Below are 18,956 nucleotides of genomic sequence, written 5' to 3' on the forward strand. Positions count from 1 at the left end.
TGGGGGGGATTATGAACGAAAAAAGCCAAGTAAGGGATGTTTATGACGCTGTTGCCGATCCAACAAGGCGGAAATTACTTCAAATGTTGGCAGATGTTGAGGAATTACCCCTATATGAAATAACGGTTCATTTTCAAATGGGTCGTACTGCAGTTTCTAAGCACTTGGCTATCCTTAAAGATGCTGATCTTGTCATTGCTCGAAGGGTTGGTAGAGAAACGAGGTATCGGTTGAATGCCGCCCCACTCCAAGAAATTCAAGATTGGGTATCATTTTACGAAGGATTCTGGAAAGAGAGAATTGGGGAGAACTCTAAAAATGTTTTGAAAACACAGTATTAATACGAAGAAGAAGGGTGTGCTTGATGACTACTAGTCGATTGAATCCTAAGGTTGATGAATATATAAACAAATCCAAAAAGTGGAAGAAAGAGTATGAGAAGCTGAGAAATATCGTTCTTGATTGTGAGCTGACAGAAGAATTTAAGTGGATGCATCCTTGCTACACGTTTGACAATAAAAACATCGTTTTAATACATGGATTTAAAGAATATTGTGCGATTCTGTTTAACAAAGGTGCCTTGTTACAGGATACCCATCGGATTCTAATTCAACAAACGGAGAATGTACAGGCGGCGCGTCAAATTAGGTTCACAAATGTTCAAGAAATCATTGAAATGGAAACTATTTTGAAGGCCTATATATATGATGCCATTGAAGTTGAAAAGGCTGGTTTGGAAGTTAATTTCAAAAAGAATACAGAATTCATAATTGCTGAAGAATTTCAAATTAAATTAGATGAAATCCCTGCCTTGAAAACTGCCTTTGAAGCGTTGACACCCGGACGGCAAAGAGCATACCTTCTTCATTTTTCTGGACCCAAGCAATCCAAAACCAGGGAGTCAAGGGTAGAAAAATGCATGCCGAAAATTCTGGGTGGAAAAGGATTAAATGATTAGATTAAATGAAGAATTTTATAATAGTAATGAAAAAGCTCAATTTCCCTATTCATTTACGGAGAAGTTGGGCTTTTTAGTATTGGAATTTCCTTATCGTTGTGAATCCTTACTTTCCTATCGTTACCCGAGAAGAAGTTTTTTGTTCGTTAAAAAGAGGCTGTAAACCTTGTTCCTATCAGGAAAATCGGAGCAGATCCGGAATTGCCAATAAAAATTTGCAAATTAGGGATTGAAACCGCTTTATCAATGTAATATAATTTTATTACGATAATAAATTATTATAACGATAATTAAAAAACACATAAAGCAGGCAGGGAAGGAGACAGATATTATCCATGAACGGAAACCAGCAGTTTCTTGAGAAGTTTTTCCCGATTGCTTCATTTATTGCAGCCATTATTGGACCTAAGTGTGAAGTGGTTGTGCATGATATCAGTGATCCAGAAAGATCGATTATTTTTATTGAAAACGGTCACATCAGCGGGCGCAAGGTTGGAGATGCCTCCACCGATCTGGTTCTTAAACTGTTGAAAGCGGAAGCATATCGGGAAGAGCAGTTTATTGCCAATTACAAGGCTTCGGGCAAACTGGGTCAAAGCTTCAGATCATCCACCTTTTTTATAAAAAATGACGAGCATGAGCTGGTGGGACTGATGTGCCTGAACATTGACATTACCCATATGGAGGTCGCTGCGGAGTGGATTCAGCATATTTTGCAGGGAGAATCTCTGCTACCGCCATCCTCGATTGAGGCGCCGCAGGAGGACAAGCAGGCCAAGGAATATTTACAGGGAAACGCGGATGATTTGCTTCAGCATATGATCACATCGGTACTCAGCAAAATAACAATTCCTGCTGACCGGCTATCCTCACAAGAGAAAATTGAGCTAGTGCGAGATTTGAACGAGCAGGGCGTATTTTTGCTGAAAGGCGGCGTATCTCAGGTGGCAGCTTCATTATCGATATCAGAGCCTACGGTGTACCGCTATTTGCAAAAGCTGAAATAATCACGATCATGTATACGTACGATCAAGGGAAGGTGACATCATGAAATATAATTTTGACCAAATCATCAGCAGATTCGGCACGAATAGCGCGAAGTGGGACGGAATGGCCCGGTCCCTGGGAAGGGATATGATCGCACTTTCGGTAGCCGACATGGATTTGCCAGCGCCACCGGTCGTGGTGGAGCGGGTAACGGAGATGGCAGAACACGGAATATACGGTTATACGGATCCGTTCCCGCCATATTTCGATGCTGTACAAGGGTGGCTGTCCAAAGCCTACGATTGGCAAGTGCCGCAGGAATGGATCGTATTTTGCCCGCGGATCGTACAGGCCGTGTCGGTTATTATTCAGAAATTGACGGAGAAAGGAGACCGTATTTTAGTCCATACCCCGGCCTATCAGCCTGTTGCGAAGGCGGTTTCGCTAAATGACAGACAGCTAGTGGAGAGTCCGCTGCAGCTCGTGAGCGGGAGGTATGAGATCGATTTTGAAGACATGGAGCGACAGATGAGTGAGGGTGTAAAAATGGTCATGTTGGTCTCCCCGCATAACCCGACGGGAAGGGTATGGACGATCGATGAGCTGAAGCGGATCAGTGAGTTGTGTATAAAATATGATGCGCTTATCGTATCCGACGATATTCATGCAGATTTCATCCATGCAGGTCATGAACATACCGTGATTGCCAAGCTATCGGATGAGGTGGCAGACCGTTCGATTATCTGTACTTCTCCAGGAAAAACCTTTAATCTCGCAAGTTTGGAAATTGCCAACATTATCATTCCTAACATGCAGCTGCGGGAAATCTTTAAGGAAGGATTGCAGCAGGCAGGCATTCATAACCCAACCTTTTTCTCGGTACCGGCCTTGGAAGTGGCCTATACGGCAAGCGATGAATGGCTGGACGAGCTTCGCGCTTATATTTCGGACAATATTGCTTATACGATGGATTTTATAAAGGCGCAGATGCCTGAACTCAAAGTTATTCAGCCTGAAGGAACCTATTTATTGTGGGTGGATTGCACAGCCTGCAGCAGTGATGAAAGCGGTTTAATTGAATGGATTCAAGAAAAGAGCAGGGTAAGTGTGAGCTACGGAACCTCCTTCGGGGTGTACGGTGAGGGCTTTATTCGCCTGAACGTTGCTGCTCCAAGGCCTCTTCTTCAGGTAGCGCTTCAGCGTATGGCAGATCACTATCCTTTATACCAGAAGTAGTCAGCAATTCATTTTATCCCAGGGGGAATACAACGATGACTGAGCCAAACAAGGGAAAAAACATCAAGGAACCAACGCTGTTTTTGGCTTTACTTCCGATTATTACGATGGTCGTGCTGCTGTGCTTAGGATATGTGATGTTCGAGCTACCACCTGAACCGCTTATTATTGCGTCAACGGTTGTCGCAGGAATCATTGCGGTTAAACTGGGCCACAGCTACAATGATATATTGAATTCCATTGCCCAAAAAATCGCCAAAACGATGCCGGCCATTCTGATCCTGATTACCGTAGGATTCATGATCGGCGCATGGATGGTGGGCGGTACGATTCCGATGATGATTTATTACGGGCTCAAAATTATTAACCCGCAGTTTTTGTTAATTACCGCATTTTTGGTGACATCGGTCGTATCGGTCTGTACAGGTACATCATGGGGATCGGCGGGCACGATCGGGGTCGCGTTTATGGGCGTCGGCGCCGGCTTGGATGCGAATCTGGCAGCCGTTGCAGGTGCGGTTGTAGCCGGTGCCTATTTCGGTGACAAACTATCACCGCTGTCGGATACAACGAATATTGCCTCTCTGTCTACCGGAGTGAATCTGTATGAGCATATTGGACATTTGCTGTATACGACACTGCCTTCGTTTATCGTAGCCGGAATTGTCTATGTGATTACCGGTCTGAACACGCATGCATCCGGCGTGGGTGTTCCTGAAAAAGTGGGTACCATCATGGATACCTTAAGCACGATTTACCATTGGAATTTACTGCTTATTGTTCCGATACTCATCGTGTTATACGGCTCGATCCGAAAAAAACCAACACTACCGGTCATGCTGCTGTCCTCAGCCTTTGCGATGGCCAATGCACTGATATTCCAAGGTTTCTCTCTGCATGATGTCGTAAGTTCTGTACTGAACGGATTCGACATCACGATGGTTCCCGTGAAGGGATTTGATCCGGCTGCGGTCATTCCGGATGTGCCGAAGCTTCTGAACCGCGGTGGAATGAACTCCATGATGGGAACACTGTTAATCTGTTTCAGTGCTATCACGTTTGCGGGCACGATTTCGCTCACGAAATCGCTCGAGCTGATTGTGAACAAAATCCTGAAGCATGTACACTCCACAGGTTCGCTGATCGTGGCGACAATTGTAACCGGTTTAACGATGATTGGCGTCACAAGCAACGGTCAGGTTTCGATTCTGATGCCTGGAGAAATGCTGCGTGAGGCGTATATCCGTCGGGGATTGCATCCGAAGAATCTCGGGCGGACGGTCGAAGACTCCGCAGCGATAACAGAACCGATCCTGCCTTGGACTGCAGCAGGTGCATATATGGCCGGTACCCTGGGCGTCGCAACGCTTGCATATTTGCCATGGGCAATGCTGTGCTGGACAGGAATTATTTTCGCTACGATCTGGGGCTTTACCGGATTTGGGATCGCCAAGCTGACACCGGAGCAGCAAGAGGAAATGCTAAAAGAGTATGACGGACAGGGTGGAGGAGAAATGAACCAGAAGCCAACCGCAGCTGCAAAAGCAGCGCAAGCCAATTAACGACGCATTGATATGCTCAAGAAGGTATTTGCAAAAATTCGGGTTACGGCTGCCTGAATGTTGAAATGTCTTCCTAGTCGCATCGCTGACCGGATTTTTGCAATGACAATAACTATATAAGCGTTTATCCAGCGCGAACAAGGAGAGAGAAACCATGACAACACAAGAGAGACAAACTATTGCAACAACCGAAGCTCCTGGAGCGATCGGCCCATATTCCCAAGCGGTTCAGCTCGGAAATATGCTGATCACTTCCGGACAGCTCGGAATGGATACAACCGGCGAGTTTCCAGCTTCGGTGGAAGAGCAGACTCAGCGCTCACTGCTCAATGTGAAGGCGATTCTAGAATCTGCAAACTTTAGCATGAATCATATTATAAAAACGACGGTGTTTTTGCAGGATATGAATGACTTCCAGAAGGTTAATGAAGTGTATGCAACATTCTTTGAAGAGCCATATCCGGCACGAAGCGCGGTACAGGTAGCCAAGCTGCCAAAGGGCGGGCTTGTGGAGATCGAGGTTATCGCCGTGAAAGCTTAACATCTTGAAGTAATATTCCCCTCCAAAAGAAAATAGGTAAATAAAAAGAGCCGTCCCAAGAAAACGTTGATAACGATTTTCTGGACGGCTCTTTTTTGCATGGGTATCCACTGTTCTCAACGGAGTTCCAAAGCACTATACTTGTAGTCGCTTGCCCAAATCAGATATCGGTGTATTCGTCTAAAGTATCAGATGACAAATCATACCATTGTAACAAGGAATTGAGAAATTTGTTGGATAGAAATGAAATGGGATCAAATGGATAATGAATGGGATTAAGGATTTTGACAAATTTTCACGACTAAAATAACCGGGTGTTGAAAGGAGTGTGCTTGTGGGTAGATTTTTATCGAAAATGCTGACTGTATGCATGACCGCTTCGCTATTGATGTATTGTGGTGTGGGATTTGACAAAGCTTCTGCGGATGGAACGCAATCTGTCGTCGAATGGACCAGGGATTACGGAAGCATTTCTTCCGGGGAGGGCGTGATCTCTACTTCCGACGGCGGCTATTTAGCCACGGGGAATGTGAGGGGTGGAGACAAAGACGGAGATGATTCGTTTCAAAAGGCCTATGTTTTGAAGCTGAATGCTAAAGGTCAGGTCAAGTGGGAACAAAAGCTCGCCCATAGCTATTCGAGTAATACGGCTTACCTGGCGAAGGAGACGAAAGACGGAGGTTACCTCGTCTTGGGATCGTCAAGGTCTGAAGGCGAATCCAAAGATGAGCTTTATATGATCAGATTGGATTCCTCGGGCAATGTATTATGGGACAAGACTAAGGAGGACGCTGCGATAGACAGCACCCCGGTATCTGTAATAGAAACGGACGACGGCAGTTTTTTGATTGCCGGAAGGGGAATTGTTAGCTGGGTTGCATATGAACAAGCTTATATTTTGAAAATCGATGCGAACGGCAACGAGGTATGGTATAACAAATACCCATTCACGGGAAGCGACTTTTTCACCGATCTGATTCCCGCGAACGACGGCGGATATATCGCTATCGGTCATGCAGGATTGGCGGAGTATGAATCCAAAGACTATGATGCCATGCTGATCCTGAAGCTCGACGATCAGGGCAAAGAACTATGGTCGAAACAGTTTGTCGATCCGAAAAGCAGGTGGACTGCCCATTCAATTGTGGCTGCGGAAGATGGCGGATATGTGGTCTTAAGCCGAAAAAAAATGGATGACAAAAATTTGGTGTTACTCACCAAACTCGACCTTGAAGGACAAGTGCAATGGGAAAAAACTTACTCCGACGGCGAGAATTCCGAAATGTATAATCGTCTGGTGCGCACAAAGGACGGCTATGCCATGTTAGGCGGACATAATTCCAGAAATAGTCTGAATGAATCGAAAACGCAGTACGGCGTATTAAGTGTCAATGTTAATGGAGGGGTGATTAGCCGGGATTTATTTAAAGGTCCTCCGATCACCTATGTCGGTAAGGCGGCAGGAACGCCAGACGGGGGATTTATTTTCCCTGGAACCGTTACGCGGGGAGATACACATAAATTCCAAGTGATGAAGCTGTCGCCTCCGGCTGAAGGAACCCCTGCCGAGCGTGCTCTGACAGGCATTTCGTTTACGGACAAAGAAAAAAGATTAAAAGCAGGCACAAGCGCCGCCACCGTGCTTCAAGCCGTATATTCCGACGGAAGCAAAGAAGATTTATCCAGTGCCGGAGTGTACGTTTCGGGTGACAGTGCCGTTGCAACCATCGACGCATTAGGCCGGATTTCGGGGAACGAGCCGGGAGAAACGTACGTCGAAGCAACATTTGAAGGGTTTACTTCAAGGCTCAACATTACGGTGCTGCCTAAGGATACAGATGAATTCGATCCGGTGTCCGGTTATATCAAGCTTGATTCGGGCGAATACTCCATTTTGGAAGGTTCAATGCTCGATCTGAAGGTCACACTGTATGACTATAAAACGAATACGGAATCGGATATCACGAAGCTTACGACCTTTACCAGTAATCATCCGGACATAGCAGAGGTGGATGAGGAAGGAAACCTGATTGGTCATAAGCTGGGAGTGACCCGAATTTATGCGCAATACAAAGGAAGCCGCATTTCTGCCGATGTGCAGGTGGTCCGTACAGCTTTTCCTCAAGAAAAAATGCAGCCGAGCATGGAAAATTCTGAACATAGTGTAACGACAGAATAAGGCAGCTTCGTTCATTGTCACGCAACCGAGGAAGATAAGCTTAAGAAGCCGCCGAAATGGCGGCTTTTTGTGTATGAATAGATCAATCCGCCATAAGATACGTATTCAAAAACTGGTTTCTAAACTTACCTTCCGGATCACAGTGAAGGAGAAGTTTTCGGAAATCGGGCAGACGTTTGTAAAGCGCTTGCAATTGGGCGGGCGGCATGGTGAACAGTTTGGCCCAATGCGGACAAGCAGCAAAGGGAGAGAGACGCTCTTCGATCATGGGCAGCACTTGCTGCACGGCTTGCCAGTAGGGCTTCCAGGTGAAATGTATCGCAACCGAATCCTGCTTATAGCAAGGACTCATCCATAGTTCATCCTCTGCAATCATGCGAACCTCGGATACATAAAGGAGAGGGGAAATATGCTCCCGCAGCTCATCGATCGCACATAAGGCTTGGTAAGCGACTTGTCGAGGCACAAAATACTCGCTTTGCAGCTCCTCTCCGGCGCTTGGGGTGAACTCCATCCGGAAATGAGGAAGCCGCTCGAACCAAGGTCCAGGGATCCCCATCTGTTCGCTGCAGTTTTCCGCTGTATAACCGGGCACGGGATGAACATTTCTTGGCGCCCTCGTAGCGCCGAAAAATTCCGGTCCCATCCCGACGCTGATGCCGTCCACCATTCGATGCTTCAGCCAGACTTGGTTGAAGCGGGATTCCTTCCAGTCCGTGAACAGGCTGACGCTGTAGGCGGCGGAGGTGATTTCATCGAAATGCTCCTCCAGGTTCTCCAAAGGCAGATTTTCGTAGACGTACTGACTCATCTCGAATGCTGGAATGATATCGAGCGTGATCTTCGTGACGACGCCAAGGCCCCCCAGCCCGACAGCCGCTCCGTTGACTCCTTCTTCATGATCTCGCGAGAAGTGCATCATGTCTCCGTCCGCCCTAACGATCTCCATGGAATGAACTGCTGCAGCCAGATTGGCATTCCGCACGCCGGAGCCATGCGTTGCGGTTGCGCATGCGCCGGCAACTGTAATATGTGGCAGCGATGCCAGGTTATGAAGCGCATAGCCTTGATCGTTTAGATAACGGCACAGATCCCCGTAGCGGATTCCGCCTTCAACAGTTACCCTATGATTCTCGCGATCCAGTGCGATTACCCGGTTCAGCTTTTCCAGTGATAGCTGCATTTCCGAACTGTCAGCGATTCCATTGAACGAATGCCTTGTGCCTAACACCTTGATCCGGCGGCTCCGAGCCACAATCTCTCTCACTTGTTCCAAGGTCTCAGGGATATGGAGCTCCGAGGTGCTGTACTTGTAGTTGCCTGCCCAATTGTGATTTTGATTCATCTTCTCACTCCTCCTTCACTTTGAATATTCATATATATATACATGATAGCAGGGGCAGGGACAGAGTCTCAACCCTGCCGTAACTCTTTTATCATTTGGAAAATATTCAAATTTGAGCAGCAGCGGTGTGAGAGGCTTATGCTACAATGAAGCTGTAACTTGTGCATTTTTCATAAAATGGATCAATATCCGTTTTTAAGGAGAGGTGACTTGTATGGATTTGAACGATAACCAAAAGGAAGCAGCGCCGGAAGATACTCAAAATAACAAAAAAGAAAAGAACCGGATGTCGACCAGCGGTAGGCTTTTGGAGTCAGCCGTTGACGAGTTTGCCTTAAATGGCGGCTTTGACGATTTGCCCGGAAAGGGAAAGCCGATAAAGATAGAGGATGGGGATGTTCTCACCGGGATCATGAGAAACGCCAACTACCAGCCTGCATGGATTGAACTTAGAAAAGAGATTGCTGCCGACTTAAAGCGGATTACCGAACGTTCAGGCCTGAACCCACTTATGGAAGCTGAGCTGGAGCCCATCAATCAAAAAATCCGGAAATATAACAGACTGGTTCCGAACCCGCTTTTGCAAAAAGGTCTGGTATCCGGCATGAATCTTCACACAGCCTACGATAAATGGGCTTAGCCCGGTTATTAAATCTATTCGCCAAGTGCAGTGGTTTAATGAACAAAGTCGATTTATAGGCCTAAGAGCGATAGACATAGCTGTTGCATTTTAATTAAAAGAAGTATCTCCCGTAAAAGGAAATACTTTTTTTTGTGACTTAATGAAGTCGTCTTCGGCCTCTGACAAAAATGGATTTTGACAGTGTATTCAGGGAATGAGAAAATATTGTTTTGTAGGAGAACGATAGTTGAGTGAAAAATTGTCACATATCAGAATTATAAAAATTTGGAGGCATATCCATGAATCAGCGTTTTCGTATAACACGTTCGATGCAAGAAGACAATGCAGAGCAAGCCATTTCTTTGGATGAGTGCAAACAATACTTTGCATCCAAACCCGATTTTTCCTATTCACAGGTTTTTACAGTTAAAGGAACCGAGAGCACGATGTCCATCGATGGGGATTTTTTTATGTGGAAGCAAGGGGGCATTGAAATTCCTTTCCGGCTTTATTCAGGAGATTTATATGTAGCCATTTCCAGCGAAGCTATAGTTCCCAAAATGATTGAAATTGCAACAGATTTGCGGGCAGATGTGGTTGAAGGGTAAAACGTTGGTCTCGTTAAGCATTTAGGGGAGGAAGAAAGCCTACTCTTTGCCGAGATGATGAGAAAAGCTTCGGATTATATGATCAAACAACAGGAATTGTATATTCGGAGTTTCTTCGTGGATGAAAATGATGAGAAATGAGTAAACGACCAAGTTTGGAATATTAGATTATTATGGCCATGGATAGAAATCCACAAAAGAACACAAAAGTCCCGCAATCAATTTCGTGATTGCGGGACTTTTGCTTAGTCAGGAAAGCGGCTGCCTGCTATAGCGTTTACCTCTTTGCGCCAAGCCACGCATCCAGCTGCTTTTGCACTTCTTGCCGTATCTCGTCGATGCCTGCTTGCTTTAGCTCCTCATTAAATTTGGGGAGGATTGTGTCAACATCGACTGAGCCAGTCATGAGGCTGGGATAGTATTTCTTCCAAATCATTTCGATGTTATCGGTTTGGGCGGTCAACTTGGAGAGATCAGGAGTAAAACCGAGCACGGAGGACTTGATTACTTCTGCGTTGTATTTACGGAATTGATTCCATTTATCGAGAGGTTCCGGATTATCACCGCCCATGGTTTTCAGTATAAACCAGTTACCCTGAGTGTATTGTACTCCTGCATAGCTGGCTGGCGCATCCGGGATCGGTTCACCGTGGCTGTCTTTGCTAGGAATGGGGGCTACTTGCCCATGTTCATCCAGCGTGTAGTGGACTCCTTCAATACCGTAATTAAATAAGTTTCGTATTTCAGGGTCGGTATTGAGTAGATTCAGAAACTTAATACACTCAACGGGATGCTTGGTGTTGGCATTAACAGCCATGATGCCTCCACGGACGGATTCCGTGGTAACGACGGTGGGGGTTACGGGATTCGATACAACCTTGTAGCCGCGATCCTTACTCCAAGTCGTCTCCGAGAGCGGGCCGCCACCTGAGGATTTCCAGAACACTTTAGCCCCACGCTTAAGTCCGCCAGGCTCCCGTAGCGCTGCATCCTTGTTAATGAAGCCCTCCTTATAATAACGACGTAACGTGTCTAATACCTGCCGTGCTTCCTTTGTTTCGAAGATATTCACGACCTTAGCGCTCGGGTCCAGAGATTTCACCATCAAGGGAACTTTATTGTTCACAACATATTCATAGCCATAAAGAGCGAAGAAATTTTGTGAATCCTGATCCAATTCCATGGGTATGTATGACGGCTCTTCCTTTCTAATCATCCGGAGCAACGGTTCAAGTGATTCCAGAGTGTTGTATTTGGTAATGTCGATATTGTGCTTTTTTATTATTGAAGCAGGATACATCCAATGATCACGTACGGCCAGCTCTTTATTGGTCGGTACACCGTAAATGCCTCCATCGTTCATTCGTACCCCTTGCCAAAAAGTCGGGTCAATGTTGTCATATAAATCCTTGCCCAGACTCGTAAGGTAATCATCAAGTTTCAGCCATGCTCCGCGCATTGCGGTGGCTGCATAATTGGGTGCAAAAGCAATATCGAAAGGGCTTCCTGCGGATATAAGCGTGTTCAGCCGATCTTCATACTCTTGCCAGCCTACCTTGATATAGGTGATCGTTACACCAATTTTAGGAGCCATGATTTCATTGATCTTATCATTTACGAGCTGCAGATCTTTGTCGGGCTCTCCAATCGTGTAATAAATCAGATTGACGGGGTCGCCACCAAATTTATCGTAGTTATTTTTGCTAGGCTGCCGGGAACAGCCAGTCATATTTATTGTGAGCAGCAGGATGAGGCTGATTGTCATGAAGATATATCTGTGTCTAGTGCGCTTTTGCATCAATATCCTCCTTTCCGCCGAGTTCGTTGTTAACCTTTTCCCCGCAGATCAGAGGGGGATTTTCCGAAAAAGCTTTGAAAATGTGTATAAAAATAATTGAGATTGTTATATCCAACAGATAGTGCGATATAAGAAATCTTCTCATCTGTCGATTGAATTCTTTCTTGTGCGAGCAGCATACGGTAAGCCATGAGGTATTCTGAAAATTTCATTTCGGTTTCCTTAAGAAATAATTGCCCAAGGTAGGTACTGTTCATTTGAAAGCGCTCTGCCACTGATTTTAAGGTAATATTCTGAGCATGCTCCGTCTTGATCATAAGCAGAATACGGTTGACTAGCTTGGATAGGCTATCATAGCTGACATCCAGTACCGGATCCTTGTTCAAACGCTCGCTGCCCTTATTGCCTATCGTACCACCCAGATCTTCAACAATAATCTTCTCAATAACTTGCTGTAGCTTCGGACGTTCTACAGGCTTGAGCAGATAGTCTTTGACTCCACAGCGGATGGCTTCTTGGGCATACTTGAATTCACTATAGCCGCTCATAATAACATATTTCGTAGGAATTTGAAGTTCATTGAGTCTGCAGATCGCTTCGTACCCAAGATTCTTGCCAATGCAAACATCAAAAATGGCGACATCCGGCATAAGGTCTATGATCTTGGATATGGCCTCCTGCGTAGACTCGCAGGTATCGATCCGGCCGAAGCCGTATTGTTTCCAGTCCAGGATTCGCTTCATCCCCTCCAAAATCTGAGGTTCGTCATCCACAATCATCAGCTTGTACATGTTCAATCACCTCTTTTGATATCCGTACAGAAATCTTGACTCCAGCTTCCTCATTATTTTCAATTTCTATAGAATAGCTGTTCCCATAGAAGAAATGAAGACGGGTGTTTACGTTGTGTAGACCGATACTCTTGGAAGAAGTATCATCATGGCTCGAGAGGGTGCTTCGAACGGTATTTAAGCGTTCCTCATGAATACCACGCCCATTATCCACGAATTCCAATACATAATGGTCTTCAGCTTCCCAGCCATTAACGACATACAGGTTCAACTCTTTACTGGCGATAAAACCATGGATGAAAAAATTCTCAGCCAAAGGCTGCATCCAGAATTTTACGGTAGGGATCGAGAGTAACGCCGGCTCGACATTGACTTGATAATAAAAACGCTCTGGATACTTAAACTCCATAATCTCCAGGTACTTTTGCAGCAATTCCAGCTCACTGGCAATCGAAATAATATTCTCTTTTTTGACAATTTCACGATAGAGCGCACCCAAGGTAGCAATGGCATCAGCGGTATCCCTGTCCTGGTTAACAAGAGCAGTGGAGCGGATAACCTCTAATGTATTGTACAGAAAATGAGGATTAATCTGGTGTTGAAGCGCTTTCATTTCAGTTTCTTGCTGTTTTAGCTTAAGCAAATACTCGTTACGAATATGCTTATCTAATTGCTGTATCATATCGTCTAATTCCCTCGCGATCATGCCGTATTCATTGCGTCGATAACGAGCAGGGCGATTAGGTGTAAAATTGGCTGTTTTCACGCGTCCGATCGATTGAATAATGCGGTGCAGAAAGCGGGCATCATCACGCATGTTGTACACAATGAGCAGTAGTACGCTAATCATGGTTGTAATTATGATCAGAAAGATGGTGAGCAGCATCCTGGCATGCTGACGAATCAGCATAGATAAATCAACGATGCTAACGAACTTGAAATTAAACTTGGTGGAGGGGAAGGTGACAAAAAATATATGCTTAAAAAGACCCTTTGAAATAAAACCGTGACTGTGTCCATTCGCCGCCGCCATACGGGACAGTTCCTTCAAGTCTTGGTCCTGTTCATTACCGATAAGGTATATGTCGCCGGAAGCACTGACTGCAGCAGCCTTGCCAAATCGATAAGTTTGTATGGATTTAAAGATTTGATCACTGCTGACCAAGAAACGCAGCTCTCCGAATTCCTGTGAGCCTAATGTTGGTTCCGATAGTTTCTTGCGATATACGAATCCTTTTAATAGGGTATCGTGAAAAGCTTCATCTGTATTTGGAAGACCAAACATGAAGCTCGTATTTCCGTTATCAGTGAAGCGTACGACATTGCCGTATTGGTTGGTATGCAGGCTAATCTGCGTAATTTCACCTTGCGCCCAGCTGTACAGATAGGTTTTAATATCCTCCGGGAAGGATACCAGAGGTTGTGAGAATTGACTGTTTTGCAGTCTGCTGGTTAAGTAGCCTTCAACACTGCTGCTTGAATAGCTCCGAACATCATCCATCAGACTGTGATTGGAATATATACGCTGCATGTAAGCCTCAATTCGGTCGGCATCATACTGCAGCTCATTCTCTACACCGGCGAAAGCATTGGTTGCCTCTATACGGGCATCACCAACCCATTGATTCAGCAGCATTGCACAGGTTAAAATGCCAAGTGCGATTCCAATGGTCAAAACGAAGATGACATAAGCAATAAACTTGTGACGATAAATTTTGATTTGTAAAAAAGAGCTCATACGACACCTCAATTGCAGTAGGTAGCCTTAAAGTAAGCATTTACCATACCACTTTAACATGATTAAGCGAAGCTTCATAGATATATAAATTGAACGAAAGAAAGAGAAAACACTTCGCCTGTATTCCAGATGGAATCAAGGAGAAGCAAGGAAAAAGCATCCCTTACAGAATGTCTCAATAAGGGATGCGCATGAATGTAATCTTACTTGAAATAATTATTAATTTGCTCTTGAGCGGCTTTCATGATCGCGTCCATACCAGCAGACTTTAACTCAGCTGTAATCTTCGGAACCATTTTCTCCGGATCGGATGCTCCTGTGATGAGTTCATATTTGTACTTATCCCATACAGCTTGGCAATTGGCCACTTCTGTCTGAAGATTGCTGATGTCTAGTGCAAAGCCAAGGACAGTAGAAGAGGTTGCTGCATCATTCAGCTTTTTAACCTGTTCCCATTGATCTTCAGGAGCTCCTTTTGTAACCGCTAGATTAAAGAATGTACCTTGTGTGTAGGCAGCCAGCGGCCAAGTATCGGAAGTACGCTCAATAACCTTTTCACCATCGACATTTTTATAGTCTACGCCTAACTCACCGAATGCCAACATATTGCGCAGTTTTGGATCTGTGTTGACTAATTCGAGGTACTTCAAAGCTTCTTTCTTATATTTTGAATTCGCCGAAATTGCGTTTAGGGAGCCTTGGATCGTACTCGTTGAATAAATAGGTCCATAATGCTGAACCATATCATACTTCTGAACAGCATCATTGATTTGCCAGCCTACTTCTGCTCCAGGGAATGCCTGTGCTGCAAAGAAGGCTCTTCCTTTGTCGTTCTCTGTTTTCGTCGGAGCATCTGGGTTGATGATGCCATCTTTATACCATTGATGCAAGAGCTTCAGATTAGCCATCACATCGGGCTGCTCGAGCACAGAGACAACCGTGCGTGATGCATCGTCAGCTTTGACGCCAACCGGAGGGAAGCCCAGTGTTAAATCGTCATACTCGTTTAAGAAACCGTTCAAGCCTTCACCTTGCGTCATTGGCAATGGATAGAAGCTCTTGCCTTCAGCCTTCATGGCGTGCAGAGGCTTATCAAGATCCTGTAGTGTTTTGATATTGTTGATATCAATATTGTACTTTTGCACATATTTATCATCGTATACCCAATACTGCGTTAGTGCTGAATCCTTATAAGTAGGAACGGAATAATACTTGCCGCCAATCTTAGTACCTTCCCATACCTTTTCAGGAATCACTTTGTATAAGTCAGGTGTTTCACTTTGAACCAGATCGGTGATATCGGCGAGAGCGCCCATAGCCACTTGTTTACTGTATTTACCGCTGTTCGTAAACATAATGTCGAATGGTTCGCCAGTATTCACAATGGTGTTTATTTTTGTGTCCCATTCACCCCAGCTGGCTACCTTGATGTCAATTTTCACACCAATCTTCTCAGCTGTGTATGCATTCATGGCATCAATAGCTTTACTGAAGTTATTAGGCACCTGGCCCCCGATGGTCCACCAGACTAAAGTCGGAATATCCTTACTGGCTGTTGTGGTGTCCTTTGATGTGTCTGTTGTCTTCGTAGATCCATCTGTTGTAGAACCGTCTGTTGTAGATCCATCTGTTGCAGATCCAGACTTCGAGCCGCCACAGGCCGCTAACGTAGTTACCAATGTTAGAGCACAGAGCGTAGAGATGAACTTAAAAGATTTCTTCATTCCATTTCCCCCTTATTGAAGTTATATCACCGTAAGAGTTGTACAGTGATCTATCATAAACCAAGTTTCCTTGGCTTATTTCGTCATCATCCTTTGACCGCGCCGATCGTTAGTCCAGAAATAAAGTATTTCTGGAAGAAAGGGTAGGCGAAAGCTACAGGCAGAACAATTAGAATGGCTACAGCCATCCGGGCAGATTCCTTCGGCATCGTTGCGACGAGTACTGCGTAGCTGACGCCCATACTTGCGGCATTCTTGGCGAGCGCATCTACATTGCTCATCAAGCTGTTAAGTAGTGCTTGCAATGAATACAGGTTCTGGTTATCGATATATAGCATCGATTGGAACCAGTCATTCCAATAAGCGAAGCAGAGAAACAGCCCTATGGTTGCAATGACCGGCAAGGAAATCGGCAGGATGATTGAGAAAAAGATTCGCAACTGGCTCGCGCCATCAATTTCAGCAGATTCAATCAGCCCATCGGGAATCGTACTTTTAAAGAAAGTTTTACAAATGATAACGTTGAACGATGATACAGCGAGCGGTAGAATAAGTGACCAGATGCTGTCCTTTAGTCCCAATAAATTTGTATTAATGAAGTAACTGGATACCAAACCGCCATTGAATACCATTGGGATAAATACCACCCAGGTCAGAAAACCTTTAAGTTTGTATGCTGGACGAGAAAGTACATAGCCCATGGAGGTGGTAAGAAATACACCGAGCACAGTACCAGCCACTGTAACAAGTGCGGATACACCGAGCGCCCGCAGAATCATCGCTCCCTGCTTGACAATATAGGTGTAAGCTTCACCTGACAAAGCAACAGGCAACAGATGATATCCTGTCTCACGTATGGATGCTTCACTGGAAAAAGAAATGGATAGAACAACAACGACAGGTATGACACAGATCAGCGCCAAGATGATAAAAATCAGGTTGAATAAGATGTTCACGAATTTGTTTGTGCGATTAAATTTCTCAAGGCCCGTTTCGTAAGCCGTTCTCGTTGCCATCGCCCTTACCTCCTTACATCATCGCGCTATCTGGATCAATTTTGCGAACAATCCAGTTAGCGGTTAAAATCGTTGCACAACCCAGAACGGACTGTACGAATGCGGCAGCAGATGCCATACCGACTGTAGCGGTTTTCAGTTGTTTATACACCATGACATCGATGGTGGTAGAAACGTTGAACAGAGAATTGGAATCTCGTGTGACCTGATAGAACAAGCCAAAATCGGTGTAGAATATGCGTCCTACTGCCAAAATGAACATCATGACGATAACTAGCTTAAGCATTGGCAATGTAATAAATCTCGTCTGCTGCCAAATGGAAGCGCCATCAATTACAGCTGCTTCATAATAAGTGCTGTCAAGGCTTGTGATCGTTGCCAGATAGATGACCATACCATAGCCCAGGCCTTTCCAGATATTCAAGAAAACCAGAAGATACGGCCAGTATTCCGGCGCCATGTACCAGTTAACAGGATCACTGCCCATACTGACGAGCATTTGATTGACAATTCCTTTATCAAAGCTTAGGAACGCCCAGCCTACAGCAGATACGACAACCCAAGATAGGAAATAGGGGAGGAACATCATCGTCTGATAGACTTTACTTGCTTTGCGGCTGTGAAGTAATCCGATCATAATAGCGAATAGAACGGGCAGCACAATGCCTGAAACGATAAAAATAATATTGTATCCAATGGTATTTCGAATAATGATCCAAGCGTCATTCGACTTGAACAAGAACTCGAAATTTTTGAAGCCTACCCACGGACTGTTAAATACATTGCTCAAGAAGCCGCCGCTAATCCTGAAGTTTTTGAAGGCAATAATGATCCCGAACATAGGCAGGAAGCAAAACAATATGTACCAAATCGTCGTCGGCAATGCCAAGAGGGTTAGTTCCGTATCCTGTTTGCGCCAACGGTTTCGTAAGCGCTTTCGTTTATCTTGTTGTTCGGTTTTAGAGCTCATGTCTGTCACTCCTTCCGGTGTTTTCTCGATTGTATTGCACTCGCTTAAGTTCATTGTATAAGAGAAGGATCGGGTGCTTCTAGATAACAAACTTGATACTATAGTCAACAAACGTTAGATTCGAAATATAAAGTTTACTAAATATGCAGTCACGCCTACCGAATGATAGATCAGCACCTATTCATGCCGTCGCGTCTATGCCAGGCTTAATGCTTATTAATCCAAAAGTGACCACATTTTAAGTGAATGTTCAAGCTGCTGCATTCAGTTATAATAAGGATACAAATGCGATGAGGAATTTGTTGTCATTGGTGAAGGAGAGGTACTGAATTGAAGAACAATATCATCGAATACTGTTTACAGAAGAAGGGAGCTACGAAAGAGTATCCCTTTGGACCTGATCCTTTAGTGATCAAAATTGCGGGTAAAATGTTCGCGCTTATTTTTCAGGACAAAGCGGATCAATGGCTCTTAAACTTAAAATGCGACCCGGTAATTGCGGAAAATCTAAGAGAGCAGCATGAGGCCGTTCGACCGGGATACCACATGAACAAAAAACACTGGAATACAATTATCATCAATGGTTCCTTGCCGGAGTCTGATGTCTTTATCATGATTGACCATTCTTATGATTCGGTTGTCAAAACTCTTCCAAAGAGCCTCCGGGAATCTCTCACGGGAATTCAAAAGCTATGAATCTTTAGGATGAATTTCATCGATCAATTTATAAAGCAAACGAGAAAGTAAGGACAACTGTCTTAGACGGTTGTCTTTTTTATTGATAAATCACAGCCGATGTTGATTTAATAATTATTTAATAAATGCTTCACAAGGTTATAATCCTTATTGCCTATCATTGATCTTGTAAGTCAAATATCTTA

At 44.7% G+C, this 18,956-nt stretch carries 17 protein-coding genes; 10 read left to right on the forward strand and 7 right to left on the reverse strand.

Annotated features, from left to right (window positions below):
• The first annotated feature begins 11 nt into the window (after nucleotides 1-11).
• The 7 genes from E6W40_RS10175 to E6W40_RS10205 all read left to right on the forward strand — a co-directional run bounded on the left by E6W40_RS10175 (nucleotide 12) and on the right by E6W40_RS10205 (nucleotide 7,463).
• A complete protein-coding gene (locus tag E6W40_RS10175; protein ID WP_136605373.1) occupies nucleotides 12-341 on the forward strand; it encodes an ArsR/SmtB family transcription factor in 330 nt (109 codons plus the stop codon).
• A gap of 23 nt (nucleotides 342-364) precedes the next feature.
• Nucleotides 365-958, forward strand: a complete 594-nt coding sequence (locus E6W40_RS10180; protein ID WP_136605374.1) for a YdeI/OmpD-associated family protein — start codon at nucleotides 365-367, stop codon at nucleotides 956-958.
• Between the two features lie 335 nt (nucleotides 959-1,293).
• Nucleotides 1,294-1,965: a helix-turn-helix transcriptional regulator gene (locus tag E6W40_RS10185; RefSeq protein WP_136605375.1), complete on the forward strand. Its 672-nt coding sequence runs from the start codon at nucleotides 1,294-1,296 to the stop codon at nucleotides 1,963-1,965.
• Nucleotides 1,966-2,005: 40 nt separating this feature from the next.
• Nucleotides 2,006-3,181, forward strand: coding sequence for a MalY/PatB family protein (locus E6W40_RS10190; protein ID WP_136605376.1), 1,176 nt, complete (start codon nucleotides 2,006-2,008; stop codon nucleotides 3,179-3,181).
• A 35-nt stretch (nucleotides 3,182-3,216) separates the two neighbouring features.
• Complete coding sequence (nhaC, locus tag E6W40_RS10195) at nucleotides 3,217-4,743, forward strand: Na+/H+ antiporter NhaC (RefSeq protein WP_136605377.1); 1,527 nt, start codon at nucleotides 3,217-3,219, stop codon at nucleotides 4,741-4,743.
• 154 nt (nucleotides 4,744-4,897) lie between these two features.
• The gene (locus tag E6W40_RS10200) at nucleotides 4,898-5,284 is read left to right on the forward strand and encodes a RidA family protein (protein ID WP_136605378.1); all 387 of its coding nucleotides are present in this window, start codon (nucleotides 4,898-4,900) and stop codon (nucleotides 5,282-5,284) included.
• Nucleotides 5,285-5,618: 334 nt separating this feature from the next.
• Complete coding sequence (locus E6W40_RS10205) at nucleotides 5,619-7,463, forward strand: Ig-like domain-containing protein (protein ID WP_136605379.1); 1,845 nt, start codon at nucleotides 5,619-5,621, stop codon at nucleotides 7,461-7,463.
• Nucleotides 7,464-7,545: 82 nt separating this feature from the next.
• Here E6W40_RS10205 and E6W40_RS10210 read toward each other — a convergent pair whose 3' ends face one another.
• A complete protein-coding gene (locus E6W40_RS10210) occupies nucleotides 7,546-8,808 on the reverse strand; it encodes an FAD-binding protein (RefSeq protein ID WP_136605380.1) in 1,263 nt (420 codons plus the stop codon).
• A 214-nt stretch (nucleotides 8,809-9,022) separates the two neighbouring features.
• On the opposite strand from E6W40_RS10210, the gene E6W40_RS10215 reads away from it, so the two are divergent.
• A complete protein-coding gene (locus E6W40_RS10215; protein WP_136605381.1) occupies nucleotides 9,023-9,448 on the forward strand; it encodes a DnaJ family domain-containing protein in 426 nt (141 codons plus the stop codon).
• A 281-nt stretch (nucleotides 9,449-9,729) separates the two neighbouring features.
• Complete coding sequence (locus E6W40_RS10220; RefSeq protein ID WP_136605382.1) at nucleotides 9,730-10,038, forward strand: hypothetical protein; 309 nt, start codon at nucleotides 9,730-9,732, stop codon at nucleotides 10,036-10,038.
• 277 nt (nucleotides 10,039-10,315) lie between these two features.
• Here the strand turns inward: E6W40_RS10220 and E6W40_RS10230 are convergent, their stop codons facing one another.
• The 6 genes from E6W40_RS10230 to E6W40_RS10255 form a co-directional block, all read right to left on the reverse strand.
• Entirely contained in the window at nucleotides 10,316-11,836 is a 1,521-nt protein-coding gene (locus E6W40_RS10230; protein ID WP_136605383.1) for an ABC transporter substrate-binding protein, read from the reverse strand.
• A 29-nt stretch (nucleotides 11,837-11,865) separates the two neighbouring features.
• Entirely contained in the window at nucleotides 11,866-12,627 is a 762-nt protein-coding gene (locus E6W40_RS10235; protein ID WP_136605384.1) for a response regulator transcription factor, read from the reverse strand.
• Nucleotides 12,602-14,365, reverse strand: a complete 1,764-nt coding sequence (locus tag E6W40_RS10240; RefSeq protein ID WP_136605385.1) for a sensor histidine kinase — start codon at nucleotides 14,363-14,365, stop codon at nucleotides 12,602-12,604. Before E6W40_RS10240 ends, E6W40_RS10235 begins: the two co-directional genes overlap by 26 nt.
• 203 nt (nucleotides 14,366-14,568) lie before the next feature.
• Nucleotides 14,569-16,089, reverse strand: coding sequence for an ABC transporter substrate-binding protein (locus E6W40_RS10245; protein WP_136605386.1), 1,521 nt, complete (start codon nucleotides 16,087-16,089; stop codon nucleotides 14,569-14,571).
• An 86-nt stretch (nucleotides 16,090-16,175) separates the two neighbouring features.
• Nucleotides 16,176-17,105 carry a carbohydrate ABC transporter permease gene (locus tag E6W40_RS10250; RefSeq protein ID WP_136605387.1) on the reverse strand — a complete coding sequence of 310 codons (930 nt, stop codon included), beginning with the start codon at nucleotides 17,103-17,105 and terminating at the stop codon, nucleotides 16,176-16,178.
• Between the two features lie 13 nt (nucleotides 17,106-17,118).
• Nucleotides 17,119-18,075 carry an ABC transporter permease gene (locus tag E6W40_RS10255; protein WP_136605388.1) on the reverse strand — a complete coding sequence of 319 codons (957 nt, stop codon included), beginning with the start codon at nucleotides 18,073-18,075 and terminating at the stop codon, nucleotides 17,119-17,121.
• Between the two features lie 330 nt (nucleotides 18,076-18,405).
• Between E6W40_RS10255 and E6W40_RS10260 the strand changes: the two genes are divergently transcribed.
• Nucleotides 18,406-18,771 (forward strand): MmcQ/YjbR family DNA-binding protein, encoded by a 366-nt coding sequence (locus tag E6W40_RS10260; protein ID WP_136605389.1) that lies wholly within the window; start codon nucleotides 18,406-18,408, stop codon nucleotides 18,769-18,771.
• The last annotated feature ends 185 nt before the right edge of the window (nucleotides 18,772-18,956 follow it).

The organism is Paenibacillus dokdonensis, from assembly GCF_004916975.1.
In the GTDB taxonomy this organism is placed as follows: Bacteria; Bacillota; Bacilli; order Paenibacillales; family Paenibacillaceae; genus Paenibacillus_AQ; species Paenibacillus_AQ dokdonensis.